Here is a 13313-nt window from a genome sequence, read left to right on the forward strand (position 1 = left end):
TAAAGAGAAGGAATGTGGTCCCGAAGCTTCGGGACCACATTCCTTCTCTCATCATCCGCGATCATCGTATCGAATCAGTTTCATCCGCGTTCCTTCTCTCGGTTATGCCGCATCTTTATCCCATGATCTACCTCGCCGACCGCATCTTCGACGGCTACGAGTGGCGCAATGAAGCGCTTTGGACGGAAGCCGGGACCGTAACCGCATTCGTGCCGCCCGACGCGCTTCCCGAAGGCGTGCCGGTGCGGCGCCTCAACGGCGCCATCGTGCCCGCCTTTCTCGACCTGCAGGTGTATGGCGCCGGCGGCCGCCTGTTCGCGGCCTATCCCGACGTCGAATCCCTGCGTGTGCTCGAAGCGGAATGCCGGCGGGGAGGCGCGGCGCTTGCGCTGCCTACGGTGGCTACCAACACGCCCGATGTGGTACGGGATTGCCTGCATGCCTTTCGCGCTTATAAAGAAGCCGGCGGCAGCTTCCTGCCCGGCCTGCACCTCGAAGGCCCGTGGATCCACCCGAAGCGGCGCGGCGCCCATATCGAAGCCTGCATCCACCCGCCTACTTTGGACGAAGTAACATCCCTGCTGTCTGAGGGCCGCGGCCTGATCCGGATGATCACGCTCGCCCCGGAGCGGTGCGACCGCGCACTCATCCACCTGCTCCTGCAGGAAGGCATCGTGCTGTCGGCCGGCCACAGCGACGCCACCTTCGAAGAAGCCAGCGCTGCCTTCGATGGCGGCATCGGCGCGGTCACGCATCTCTACAATGCCATGAGCCCGCTGCAACACCGCGCACCCGGGTTGGTAGGCGCCGCCTTCCTGCACCCCTCCGTGCGGGCAAGCATCATCCCCGACGGACTGCACGTGTCGTGGGAGGCGGTGCGCATCGCGAAAAAACAAATGGGGGAACGGCTGTTTGCCATCACCGACGCGGTTACGGAAACCGGCATCGGCGCCTATCCGCATACGCTCAACGTGGATCACTATACTTCAGGTGGTACGCTGAGCGGCTCCGCGCTCACGATGCATGCCGCTTTCTTTAACCTCGTACACCGCGCCGGCATCGCGCCGGAAGAGGCGCTGCGGATGTGCGGGCGCTACCCCGCCGAAGTTCTGGGGGTGGGGCAGGAGCGGGGCGTACTCGCGCCGGGGAGCCGTGCCGACCTGTTGCTGCTGGATGAAACCTGGAATCTCGTGGAGGTGCTGTCGCCGGATGCGGTGTAGGGGGCAGAAAAAACGAAAGCCGCCCCGGAGGGCGGCCATTCATTGAAAGATGCAGGGAACTGCGTCTCTTGTATTTCTACGGTTCTTGTTTCGTAAGGGAGGGTGAAGCCTTAGCGTACAGGATAGTAGGTAACTTTTTCTTCCCGACGGCGGCGGGCGCTCTGGACGAACCAGGAGATCGTGAAGGTCGGGATGATGTCGGTACCCGGCAGCAGCTCTTCCAGGAAGGAGAACGCACCACCGAAGACACCCACCTTACCACCGAACATCCGGTAGTAGATCATGGCCGACACGGGGGCCCACACCAGGTCGAGGAGCTCGCCCAGCACCGGCACGGTAAAGGTAGCATAGCCGAGCAGGTCCATCACGATGCACAGGCCGAGCGAGGGCAGCGGGCGTTGTACCGGCTGTTGAGGCGCCTTTCGGGCAGGAAGCAACCATCGTTTCATGTTAGCGACATTGCAGTTTTTTCCGCAACCCCCTTTCCGCGCAAAGCACAAGCCACCGGTTGTTAAAGGCCGGGCTTTCACAAAACATTACAGGGGATCTCAGATGTCAGATCTCGGATCTGTGATCTGGTCCAAGTGGCGCAGTTTCTATAGTCTTAAGCCAGCATAATGCGATAGCGGCGCTTATATACCAATCAACTTGACGTGCGTCAGCCATACCTCCGAGATCCCAGATCCTCTTGTGCGTCAGCCAGATCTCCGATCCGCGATCCCAGATCTGAGCTCCCCTGTGGCATGCTGGTTGGAGCAAGGGAGGGATGGCAGCAACAAAAGGCGCGCAAGTTCGGATCGGCACATCGGGCTGGAGCTACAAGCACTGGAGGGAGTTGTTTTATCCGAAAGGGGTCAAAACGGCAGACTGGCTGTCGTTTTATGCGGCGCATTTTGACACGGCCGAGATCAACCGGAGCTTTTACAGCCTGCCGAAGCCGGAGGTGATCGCGCAGTGGGCCGCCACGGTGCCGCCGGGCTTCGTGTTTTGCCCGAAGCTGAGCCGCTACATCACGCATATGAAAAAGCTCCGCGATACCGCCGAGCCGCTGCAGCGCTTCTTCGACACCTTTGCCCCCCTGCCGCCGGAGCAAACAGGACCGGTGCTGGCCCAGCTGCCACCGATGCTGCCCTTCCGGGAGGCGACCGCTGCGGAATTCTACGAGCGCCTCCGCCGCGACTGGGCGCCCTACCGCTTCGTGATCGAGGTGCGCCACGAAAGCTGGCTGGCAGACACCAGTCTTGCGCTGATGGAGACCTACGGCATCGGCTTCGTGATCTCCCAATCCGGCGGTCATTTTCCCTATGCCGAAGCCGTTACGTCAAATGACGTGTACCTGCGCTTTCATGGTCCGGAAGCCCTTTATGCCTCGCGGTATACCGACGCGCAGCTACACTACTACGCGGAGCGCTGCCGCGAATGGGCGGCTGCCGGCCGCCGCGTCTGGGCCTACTTTAACAACGACATCCATGGGTATGCCTTCGGCGATGCGCAGCGCCTCAGGAAGCAGATCTCAGATCTGTGATCTAGGATCTCAGATCTGTTCCCGTGCGAGCTTTTCCTTTCGTTTTGCATGAGCGTTCGGGTTGCAGAATTCCGTAGGGGATGCGGCACCAAAGAAGATCACAGATCTGCGATTAAAAAAGCAGCCCGGTGTTCGGGGGGAACATCCGGGCGTGCGGGATTCGGGTCGGCAAAAACGGGCGTTGGGCCTTCGGAGGAAAGGGGTCAGAGGTCGTCATCCTCGTCCTCGTCGTCGAGATCGTCGTTGGCATCGAGCACGAGGTCGTCGTCGTTGAGGTCTTCGTCGATATCGTCATCGATCTCCACGTCGGCCACTTCTTCGAGGTCCGCGTCGTCGAGCTCGTCCTCGTCGCCGAGGATGAGGTCGTCGCTTTCGTCGTCGTCCTCCAGATCCTCATCGTCGTCGACGGGGAAAACGGCAACCGGCGACAGGAGCAGTTCGTCTGTGGCCAGCAGGGCGTGCCCGTTGTGGCCGGCGTGAGAGGGGGTGGCTTTTTTCATTGCATACGTTTAGCGGGAGCACGCAAAAAAGGCGTGCCACCGGGTGGCATATCCGAAACACGCTCCCCGTGGGCATCGCCGTTTTCCGCAGCTTTGGTATGTGGAAAGAAACGAACCAACGCGAAAGGCGTTTGAAGGGGAAAAAGGGTTTTTGAACCGCCAAGAAAGAAGGGGCTAAGGGTTTCGCTAAGGAGAGACTTTGTCTGTTGGTCTATTTGTCTATTGGTAACAGGTTGTTCCGATGTAACATAACAAATCGTACTAAAAAAATCTTACCTGTATCAGAAGCTGGCAGATATGGAACCGAAGCAATAGAAGCGATCATCCGCGCTAATCGTATTGGATACGTGACCCCCGAAGCTTCGGGGTGCGTTCCTTCTCTGCCTGCCCGTCATTATTGCCATGGCTCAATCGAAAGTTTTCTCCAAAGGGCAGGCGGGGCTCCTGCGGTGCCGCAGACTTGAGCATATTCCAAATCAAAGGCCGCGAGTCAGCGCAGACTTTCTTAGCGAATACCTTAGCGGCTTCGCTTCTTGGCGGTAAATATCTCTTATTCAGCTTCCTCCGCCTTCAACAGCAGATCACTATAAGACTCCGACACGTACTCATCCGCTTGTATCCCGAAGAACGCGGCCCACTCGGTGCATTGCTCCCTGAGTCGTTCGATGCCGATGGAGCCGTCGCTGTCGATGGCTTCTACCTCAACGAAGGTGCCGAGCGCGGCCACGCGGTCGAAGTGGATCTTGACGTTATCGACGAAATAGATGCGGCGGCGCTTTTCGACCACCACCTTGATGCCGAGGGCGGTGGTGAGGGCCGCCTTCAGGTGCGGGCTCGGCTCGTGGTTGTAGAGGATGACGTCGCTCTGCTTGGCGCCGGCGATGTTGTGCCGCACGTAGTGGATGAGCGAGTTCTCGATGTTGCCTTCGCGGAGCTTCAGCCGCCCGTGCGCTACCTGGAAGTAGGTGTCGGTCTGGGCGTCTTCGCCGGCATAGCGCGGGGCTTTGGCCTGAAGCGATGCCTCCAGCTCGTCGAGGCGCGCGGTTCGTGCTTTAAATTCGTAGTTCAGGTGCATAAGAGCCCGCAAGAACGGCACTATTTTTTAAACCTCCCCCTCAAAAAACGACCGCATGAAGCAACTGCCCCTTCTTTTCGCCGCTACCCTCTTCCTGGGCCTCGGCTCCTGCGTCTCCTCGCGCAAATACAAGGACGCGCTTGCCCGCGAGCAGGCCCTCACCGAGCAGGCCGCCCGCCTCAGCAGCAACATCAACGAACTCAATACGCAGGTATCCGGGCTCAACACGCAGGTGGCCAATTGCAGCACCCGCGTCACCGACCTTCAGGGCGAGAACGCGCGCCTCATCGGGCAGGTGGATGCCGCCGGCAAGAACGCCGCCGAGCTCGGCCGCCTCGCCAACATGACCCAGCAGCAGCTGGCCGACGAGCGGGCCCGCCTCGCCAAAATGCAGCAGCTGATGGAGCAGCAGCGCCAGGCGGTGGAAGACCTGCGGCAGAAGATGTCGCGCGCGCTCGGCAACTTCAAGTCCGACGAGCTGACGGTGTCGGTGCGCAACGGTAAGGTCTATGTGAGCCTGCAGGAGAGCCTGCTCTTTCCGTCGGGCTCGGCGGAAGTGAACCCGCGTGGTAAGGAAGCGCTCGGCAAGCTCGCCACCGCCCTCAACGCCAACGCCGACATCGGTGTGCTGATCGAGGGGCATACCGACTCCATCCCGATCCGCGGCCGCTACGAAGACAACTGGTCGCTCTCGGTGGCGCGCTCCACCTCCATCGTCCGCATCCTCACCGATACGTACAAGATGGACCCGCTGCGCGTCACGGCTTCGGGCCGCAGCCAGTACGAGCCCGTAGATACGAACACCACCGCCGAGGGCCGCGCCCGCAACCGCCGCACCGAGATCATCCTGGCCCCGAAGCTCGACGAGCTCATGCGGCTGCTGGAAACGCCCGCGCCGGGAGCGGCGGGTGGAAGTACGGGATCAAAGTAGGTGTTCGCTGCGCTCACCGTTTTACGCACTACCTTTTTCCCGCCGCAAGCGGCTGGCAGTCATCAAAGGGGTACGCGGGTTTCGCGCGGAGACGCAAAGGCGCCAAGACGCAGTAATCTATGTATGTATCCGCCGTGCCGCTGTGTCGCCGTGCCGCCGTGTGAACGTCCTGCCGCAGGCAGGACCATCACTTTGCGTGCTCCGCGTCTCCGCGCGAAACCCGCATGCTGCTTTTGGAAAAGGTAGGCCGCCTGCGGCCGGATAAAAGCAAAAACAAAAAGTCCCGCCAAATGGCGGGACCTTTCTATTTCGAGCGTGTCAGGATCAGGAGTTCAGCAGCTTCGAGCCGTGGATATAGGTCTGCGAGGGATGGTAGATGAACAGCGCCGTGCCGTTCTTGATCATATTGATCACCGTGGCCGACTGCGCTTGCGGAACGGCGGGGCAACCGAAGGAGCGACCCATGAAGGCGGCGTCGGCGCGGCTGGAGCCGATGTACTCGGCGCCATGCACCACTACAGCGCGCGACTCGGCGTTGCTGTTGAAGCCTTCTTCCTGGCCGGCGAGGCGCAGCGACAGGCCGTGCTTGCCGAAATAAGTGCCCTTGGTGACATAGAAGCCCAGGCTGCTCTGCAGCGACTCATGACGGTTGGAGAAGCGCTCGGCATACTGGAGGCCGGAGTTCTTGCCGTGGGCTACATAGGTATTGTACAGCACCTGCTTGTTCCTGACATCCAGGATATACATGCGCTTTTTGGAAGAGGGCTGGGAGAAGTCGATCACCGTCAGGATGGCGTCGTTGGGTACGGCGCCCTGCTCCTGGAGCTCCTGGAAGCCTTTCCAGGCATATTTCATCGCGTCGAAGGAAAGACCAAGGCGATCCAGCTCCAGCGAATGGTAGAGCTCGGCGGCAGCAGCTTCGGCAGTGGGGGCAGCCTCGGTAACCGTGGCCAGTGAATCGCCGGGGGCGGTGGCGTTGGCGATGCCGGCGCTGATGGTGGTGGCGCTACGGCTTCCGGCTTTGATCACAGGCACAACGGCAAACGACACACCGAGGCACAGGAGGAGGGGCAGGAGGGTTTTTTTCATGGTCAGCGAGGGGTTTTTCCAGGTGATTGGTCCCGCTGCTTGCGCAACGAGAACACGAATGTACACTACCCAACCCGCTTGCCGAAAGAAACACATGGTGTTTATGTGTAACTTAACATCGATGTTAAAGTGCTGAAAAACAAATCACTACATATTAAAAGTGGCATGCCCGGCAGTAAGGAATTTCCTTACTTTACCCGCCTCATTTCGCGGCGTTTGCTCAAAAATTCGTTGCCATAGATACGCAACAGGAGGATGAACATACTGATGAGCAGGGGGCCAAATATGAGGCCAATAAAACCGAACAATTGCACCCCCGCAATCACCCCGAAAATGGTCACCAGCGGGTGTATATCGCCCAGTTTCTTGTTTAAAATGAGGCGCACGAGGTTGTCGACAAGCCCGATGAACCCGATGCCCCAGATGGCCATGGCGATGCCTTTGCCGGTGTCGCCCTTCGCAAACAGCATGATCGTCAGCGGTATATACACGAGCCCGGAGCCTACCACCGGCAGCATGGCCGTGATGCAGGTGGCGGCAAACCAGAGCCAGGGCTCGTCGATGCCGATGATGAGGTACCCGATGAGCCCCACGAGGCCCTGGATAAAGGCGATGAGCGGGATGCCGATCGTATTGGCCACCACCATCGTGCGGAGCTCGTTGCCCAGAAGCTCTACGTTGCCGTCTTTGAGCGGGATGTATTCATAGAGCGCATCTTCCATCCGGCGCCCGTAAATGAGCATGTAGTAAAGCATGAAATACATGGTGCTGATAAGCGCCAGCGTATCGAGCGTGATGCCGAGCACTTTGGGCAGGAGGCGGGTGAGGAAGGGCCCGAGCTGGTTGATCGCATCGGGGCTGACGAGGTTATAGCCGATCCCCTTGCTGAGGCGCAGGCTCATCCGCTTCAGTGCTTCGAGCAGTTCGTTGGAATGCTCTACGGCATAGGAGATCTTGGCATAGAGGATATTGCCGAGGATACCGATGGGTACGAGGATCACGAAGAAGGAGAGCAGCATCAGGATCCAGGCTGCCTGACCGGGCTTCCAGCCGCGCCGCTCCACGAGGTAGAGCATCCGCCCCCGCATGATCACGTAGAGCGTGGTGGCGCCGAGCAGGGCCGGGAAGAAGAACCAGAGCTCCCGCATCAGCACGATGCCCAGGAAGAGGATGAACAGGATAAAGGCTACCTGCCGGATCATGTTCGAATCCAGCGTATTATTGGGCGTCGGGTTGCTCGGGGCGGTCATGGAGGGAAATCTAAGATGTCAGATGTGATGATGTCGGATCTATGGGTCAGTGCAGCCGGAGTGATCGTCGAAAGACAAATAGCTACCTGCGCACACCGGAGCTTTTGCAAAACACATTCCCGCCACAAAAAAGGAGCGCAACGCGCCCCTTTTTTGGATCTCAGATCTCGGATCGGTGATCTCGGATCTGCCTTTGGTGGAACATTCCTGGCGGCATCGGTACCTTCTCCAAAAGGCATCAAAGCCATTTCGGAAAGATCCAGAAAGCGTGCGTCAGCAATAGATCTCACATCCACGACCGCCGATCTCAGATCTCGGATCGGTGATCTCGGATCTGCCTTTGGTGGAACATTCCTGACGGCATCGGTACCGTCTCCAAAAGGTATCAAGGCCATTTCGGAAAGATCCAGAAAGCGTGCGTCAGCAATAGATCTCACATCCACGATCACCGATCTCAGATCTCGGATCGGTGATCTCAGAGCTGTTTCGGTCCGGTCAGTCTGATTGCTTTCAATGAGCAAAGCAATTGACCATGTATTGGTTACGAATGAATCAGCACAATCGGCGTCAGCAAAAGATCACACATCCGAGATTGCCGATCTGAGATCTCCCCCGCGTGCGTCAGCTATCGATCCCAGATCCGAGATCACCGATCTGAGATCCCTTCGGCGTGCGTCAGCCTAAATCTGAAATCCGAGATCACCCATCTGAAATCCAGATCCCAGATCCGAGATCACCGATCTGAGATCCCTTCGGCGTGCGTCAGCCTAAATCTGAAATCTGAAATCAGCCATCTGAAATCCAGATCCCAGATCCGAGATCACCGATCTGAGATCCCTTCGGCGTGCGTCAGCCTAAATCTGAAATCTGAAATCAGCCATCTGAAATCCAGATCCCAGATCCGAGATCACCGATCTGAGATCCCTTCGGCGTGCGTCAGCCTAAATCTGAAATCCGAGATCACCCATCTGAAATCCAGATCCCAGATCCGAGATCACCGATCTGAGATCACACCTTGACTTGTTTCCATTTGCCTTTGCGGAACACGGCCAGCGATACGAAGTTGATCGCCGTTTCGGCCACCGGGATGGCGATGAACACGCCGGTAGGTCCCATCCCCAGCGGCTTGGCCAGCAGCCAGGCCAGCGGGATCTGGAAAAGCCAGAAGCCGAAGAAGTTGATCACCGTTGGCGTCTTGGTGTCGCCCGCCCCGTTGAAGGAGTTCACGAGCACCATGCCCATGCCATAGAAGATATAGCCCAGGGCGATGATGCGCAGGGCCTGCACCGCGGTCTCGGTGACCGCCGGCTCGGTGGTGAAGACGGCAATCAGGGGGCGCGTCGCCAGCAGGAAGATCAGAGATACCGTGCCCATGAACACCATGTTGTACTTGACCGTTTTCCATACGGCGGCTTCGGCACGCGCGGGGTTGTTGGCGCCCAGGTTCTGTCCCACCAGCGTGGCCGCGGCATTCGAGATGCCCCAGGCCGGCAGGATGAAGAAGACGACGAGGCGGATGGCGATCTGGTAGCCGGCGGAGGCGTTGTGCCCACCGGTTTCGGCTACGAGGCGCGTGAGGAACACCCAGCTGCACGACGCGATGATGAACTGCAGCGTAGCCGGCCAGGCCACAGAAAGCACGCTGCGGATGAGGGGCCACTCGGCCTTTACTTTGGCGGCAGTGAGCTTCACCACGCCCCGCCCGCCGAAGAGGTGCCAGAGCTGGTAGCACACGCCGATGCCGCGGCCGATGGTCGTTGCCAGCGCGGCGCCGGTAAGGCCCATGGCCGGGATGGGACCGAGGCCGCGGATGAGCACCGGGCAGAGAATGATGTTGCACACGTTGGCCAGCACGAGGCTCTTCATGGCCACCGAGGCGTCGCCCGCGCCGCGGAAGATGCCGTTGATGAGGAAGAGCATCATGATGAAGGTGCTGCTGCCCATCATGATCCGGGTGTAGGGGGTGCCGATGCGGATCGTTTCCGGCTCGGCGCCCATCAGCCCGAGGATCTGCGGCGCCAGCGCCAGGCCGGCGATGCTCACCAAAATGCTTACTGCCAGGCCTACGAGCACTACCTGCATGGCGGTGTCGGCCGCGCCGGCGGCGTTCTTCTCGCCCACGCGCCGGGCCACCAGCGCGGTGCCGGCCATGGAGCCGCCGATGGCGAGCGAATAGATGATGGTGAGTACCGATTCGGTGAGGCCCACGGTGGAGATGGCGTGCGGGCCGAGCTTGGCAACGAAGAACAGGTCCACGAGCGCGAACACGCTCTCCATGCCCATCTCGATGATCATGGGAATGGCCAGCAGCACTACGGCGCGGCGCAGGCTGCCCTGGGTGAAGTCCTGGTGCTCGCCGAGCAGGGCGCGGCCGATCGTTTGTAAAATGGATACCGTCTTATTCGAAGAAAGGGTCTTCGTAGTCATGGGAAAGAACGAATTGAAGTAAAGGAATAGGCCACGCGGGCAGGGCGCCGGTGGCGGATGGGTTGGTCGGGAGGCGGTGGAGGCAGGGAACGGGATGCGTTACGCGCTGCCCCCGGGTCAAAACTTCATATTCGTTGCTTGTGGAGGAACAAATGTATTCGTTCTTTCCGAAAATCAAAACGGGCTTAGTGGAGGAACTGCAGGTAGCGGTCGATGAACTGCTCTTTCTCGCGGCGGCGGTACTGCATCACGAAGCGGGGGTGTGGGAGTGGGGCGATACGATCGAACCAGCCGAAGCGCTCGTTGAGCTTCGACAGGTACTTGAAATTCTTGTCTTCGCCGATGCAGCCACACGCGCTGCGGTCTACGGGCAGGCGCAGCTGCGTTTCGATGCTCTCGATGATGAAGGGCTCCACGGCGGCAAGCAGCGCCGGGTCGTCGTAGTAGTTGATGTTCTTGCCGCCCTTCACGAAGCCGAGCGGGCACACAGAGCCTATGAAGTGCCGCCCGAAGAAGGCCTCCGGGCCGCCGTAAGCCGCGATGAGGTCGTAGATGAATTCGGCCGAGAGCTCGCTTTGCGACTTGAAGGGATGCGGGATACTGAGCACTTCGGTGAGCTGCTTCGGTGCCGTGAAGTTGACGCCGGTGACGCCCGCGCCGAAGCGCCCGGGGTTGATGCCGAGCAGGAGGCGCCGCTCGTTCCGGTCGTTGTAGTATTTGTCGAGAAAGGCCTTGACGACTTTGCGTACCTCAGGCTGCCGCTGCGGGAAGAGCCACGCCACGTGGTTGGGTAGCTCACCCGGGGTGAAGTGGGTATAGAAGTGATAGAGTTGCTGTGCCCAGGTCTTCATAGAGTAAAAATACGGGTGGCGCGGAACGGCGCATCCCGCCGCTGAATGATTGCGGTTTACGATCGGCGCCATTTCCTGGTTGGTCGCCGCAAGCGGCTGGCATTCTTCAACGTTCGACGTGGGCTTCTCGCGGAGACGCTAAGACGCAGTTATTCGTCGGTTCCTTTTACACCTGGCGGAGTGGTCGGTGCAGGACGTCATTGCGAGACAGCAGGCGCCGCAGGCAGCCTGCAACGAAGCAATCTCCCCCGTTACGCTTGAGGCAAAAACCAAGGAGCCCGCTGACTACCGACAACACCGCGTCCAAGACTTCCGCTTTCAAACACCCTGCGTAACGGCCAGTTGCGAACACTCCGCGTAACGCCGGAGATTGCTTCGCTGCGCTCGCAATGACGCAGGGTCCGCAATGATGGTCATGGTGTCAATCAAGGTTTCTTTGCGTACTCCGCGTCTTAGCGTCTCCGCGTGAAACCCGCATGCCGCTTTGAGAAAAGCGAGCCGCTTGCGGCGATAAAAAAGTATCGCCGTGCCGCTGTGCCTCCGTGCCGCCGTGCACATGGCCGCATGCGGCCTCTGCGGCCATCACCCCAACCCCTTCGCCCTTCTCCGCCACGCAATGAACTGCCACACCACCTCGGCGCTCGCGAGCGTACACAGCGCAAAGAGCAGCGGCTTCAGCGAGCCGCCTTCATCCATAAAAGCGGCGCTCAGCGCCACGAAATACACCACGAAGGGGAGCGCCGCCATCACGACGAGGCCCGGTACGCCGAGCGGGATGCGGAAGGGGCGCTCGCGGTGGGGCTCCCGGATGCGGAACCGGATCAGGGCCACGTACTCGAGCAGCAGCGCCGCGCCGTACAGCGTGATGTCGATCACCAGCAGCTCGCCGAAGTCCCAGAAGATCATCCCGCTCACTACTGCCGAGCAGCACAATACCGACAGCCACGGCGATCCGTACTTCGGGTGCAGCGCGTGCAGCCTGGCGGGCAGCAGCCCGTCGTCCGACATCGCCTTGGGGATGCGCGATACCGACAGCAGCACCGCCGAATACAGTCCCAGCATGGACGCAAGACCGCCCACCGCGATCACCGAGCCGAGCCAACGCCCGCCCACCAGCGCACCCAACGCGGGGAAGCCCTGCTTCTCGAGGTCGGCGCCGTTCATACCTGCGGTCATGGCGATCAGCAGGGCCACGGCATAGATGGCGATCACGGCCACGAACGCGATGGCGATGGAGAGCAGGTAGGCCCGCACCGGCTTGCGTACCTCGTCGGCATAGGTCGTCACATTGTCCCAGCCGATGAAGTTCCACATCACCGTGTAGAGCCCGAGGCCGATGGCCGTATAACTACTGCCCTGCAGCGTTTGCGCGGGCACCGTGAGGCTGCCGTATTTCCAGACCGTGTACCCAAGCAGCACGCCAAAGGCGCCCAGCACGGCGCTGCTCAGCACGATGGAGAAGCGGCCCACCTGCACGATGCCGAGGATGTTGATACCCGCGGAGATCCAGATGATGGCGAGACAGATCGGGATCTTGTATGCGTCAATGCCCGGGAAGAAAAAGGCGAGGTACGACACGAACAGCACGGGGTAGATGGCGAGGTCGGCGAAGGTGTAGAGCCAGCTCCACCAGCCTTCATAGAATCCGGCGCGGAGGCCGAGCGCCGTTTTCACCCACTTGTAATAGCCGCCGCTCACGGGCATCATCGAGTTGAGCTCCAGCACGGTGAGAATGGTGGGAATGTCCCAGAGGATCGGCGTCACGAGCAGGAGCAGGAGTGCCGCGCTGGTGCCGGCCTGCGCCAGCAGCGGCTCGAGCCCGTAAGGCCCGCCGGACACGGTGAGAAAAATAACGGCAGCCAGCTGCAGCGGGCGCAGCTTGGCAGAAGCAGCAGGTTGAGGCATGCTGCAAAATAATGGGGTAATGGGAGGATGGGGTAATGGGGGAATAGGAAAAACACAGAAAAGTGTGAGGAAAATCACATGGTTCGATTGATGGGCAAACTCAATTTCAGTGCAAAAAATGGAAGAACTTACACCCTATCAACCCGATAACCCCTTGTTGAACCTCAGCTTTGACTTCGCTGTGGCTGTCATCGCATTTTGTAAGGAGCTACGTGCGATCCGCGAATTTGAGATGTCGCATCAATTATTTAAGAGTGGCACATCTATTCATGCGCAAATCCGCGAAGCGCAGCATCCTGCAAGTCGGGCAGATTTTGTCAACAAACTGAAGACCGGACAGAAAGAAGCATGCGAAACGGAAGGCTGGCTATTTATGTGTCTCTATGCCCCCGGCTATCCCGACCCACGCACACTTCTTCATCGGTTAGACCCGATACAGAGATTGCTAACCAGCAGCATCGAAACTGCTAGGCGCAATAACAGCAGCAAATGATTTACGCTAATTCTCCCATCACCCCATTACCCCATCACCCCATTACT

At 59.6% G+C, this 13313-nt stretch carries 12 protein-coding genes; 4 read left to right on the plus strand and 8 right to left on the minus strand.

Features of this window, described 5'->3' with window-relative positions; genetic code table 11:
• Positions 1–122: 122 nt before the first annotated feature.
• Positions 123–1220: an N-acetylglucosamine-6-phosphate deacetylase gene (gene nagA, locus ABD937_RS17740; protein ID WP_345257168.1), complete on the plus strand. Its 1098-nt coding sequence runs from the start codon at positions 123–125 to the stop codon at positions 1218–1220.
• A 110-nt stretch (positions 1221–1330) separates the two neighbouring features.
• Here the strand turns inward: nagA and ABD937_RS17745 are convergent, their stop codons facing one another.
• Positions 1331–1669 carry a hypothetical protein gene (locus ABD937_RS17745; protein ID WP_345257169.1) on the minus strand — a complete coding sequence of 113 codons (339 nt, stop codon included), beginning with the start codon at positions 1667–1669 and terminating at the stop codon, positions 1331–1333.
• Between the two features lie 317 nt (positions 1670–1986).
• Between ABD937_RS17745 and ABD937_RS17750 the strand changes: the two genes are divergently transcribed.
• Complete coding sequence (locus ABD937_RS17750) at positions 1987–2745, plus strand: DUF72 domain-containing protein (protein ID WP_345257170.1); 759 nt, start codon at positions 1987–1989, stop codon at positions 2743–2745.
• Positions 2746–2948: 203 nt separating this feature from the next.
• Here ABD937_RS17750 and ABD937_RS17755 read toward each other — a convergent pair whose 3' ends face one another.
• Together ABD937_RS17755 and ABD937_RS17760 are read right to left on the minus strand one after the other, a co-directional pair.
• Entirely contained in the window at positions 2949–3245 is a 297-nt protein-coding gene (locus ABD937_RS17755) for a hypothetical protein (protein WP_345257172.1), read from the minus strand.
• Positions 3246–3795: 550 nt separating this feature from the next.
• Entirely contained in the window at positions 3796–4320 is a 525-nt protein-coding gene (locus tag ABD937_RS17760; protein WP_345257173.1) for a class IV adenylate cyclase, read from the minus strand.
• A 55-nt stretch (positions 4321–4375) separates the two neighbouring features.
• Here ABD937_RS17760 and ABD937_RS17765 point away from each other — a divergent pair, with 55 nt between their 5' ends.
• Positions 4376–5251 (plus strand): OmpA/MotB family protein, encoded by an 876-nt coding sequence (locus ABD937_RS17765; protein ID WP_345257174.1) that lies wholly within the window; start codon positions 4376–4378, stop codon positions 5249–5251.
• 324 nt (positions 5252–5575) lie between these two features.
• On the opposite strand, the gene ABD937_RS17770 is transcribed toward ABD937_RS17765, so the two are convergent.
• The 5 genes from ABD937_RS17770 to ABD937_RS17790 form a co-directional block, all read right to left on the minus strand.
• A complete protein-coding gene (locus ABD937_RS17770) occupies positions 5576–6340 on the minus strand; it encodes a murein L,D-transpeptidase catalytic domain family protein (protein WP_345257176.1) in 765 nt (254 codons plus the stop codon).
• Between the two features lie 188 nt (positions 6341–6528).
• Complete coding sequence (locus tag ABD937_RS17775) at positions 6529–7590, minus strand: AI-2E family transporter (protein ID WP_345257177.1); 1062 nt, start codon at positions 7588–7590, stop codon at positions 6529–6531.
• Positions 7591–8598: 1008 nt separating this feature from the next.
• Entirely contained in the window at positions 8599–10017 is a 1419-nt protein-coding gene (locus ABD937_RS17780; protein WP_345257178.1) for an MATE family efflux transporter, read from the minus strand.
• 185 nt (positions 10018–10202) lie between these two features.
• Complete coding sequence (locus ABD937_RS17785; protein WP_345257179.1) at positions 10203–10868, minus strand: uracil-DNA glycosylase family protein; 666 nt, start codon at positions 10866–10868, stop codon at positions 10203–10205.
• 582 nt (positions 10869–11450) lie between these two features.
• A complete protein-coding gene (locus ABD937_RS17790; protein ID WP_345257180.1) occupies positions 11451–12773 on the minus strand; it encodes an APC family permease in 1323 nt (440 codons plus the stop codon).
• 118 nt (positions 12774–12891) lie between these two features.
• Between ABD937_RS17790 and ABD937_RS17795 the strand changes: the two genes are divergently transcribed.
• Positions 12892–13266, plus strand: a complete 375-nt coding sequence (locus tag ABD937_RS17795; RefSeq protein WP_345257181.1) for a four helix bundle protein — start codon at positions 12892–12894, stop codon at positions 13264–13266.
• Positions 13267–13313 lie beyond the last annotated feature (47 nt).

The sequence above is a fragment of the Flaviaestuariibacter amylovorans genome (assembly GCF_039541815.1).
GTDB classification, from domain to species: domain Bacteria; phylum Bacteroidota; class Bacteroidia; order Chitinophagales; family Chitinophagaceae; genus Flavisolibacter; species Flavisolibacter amylovorans.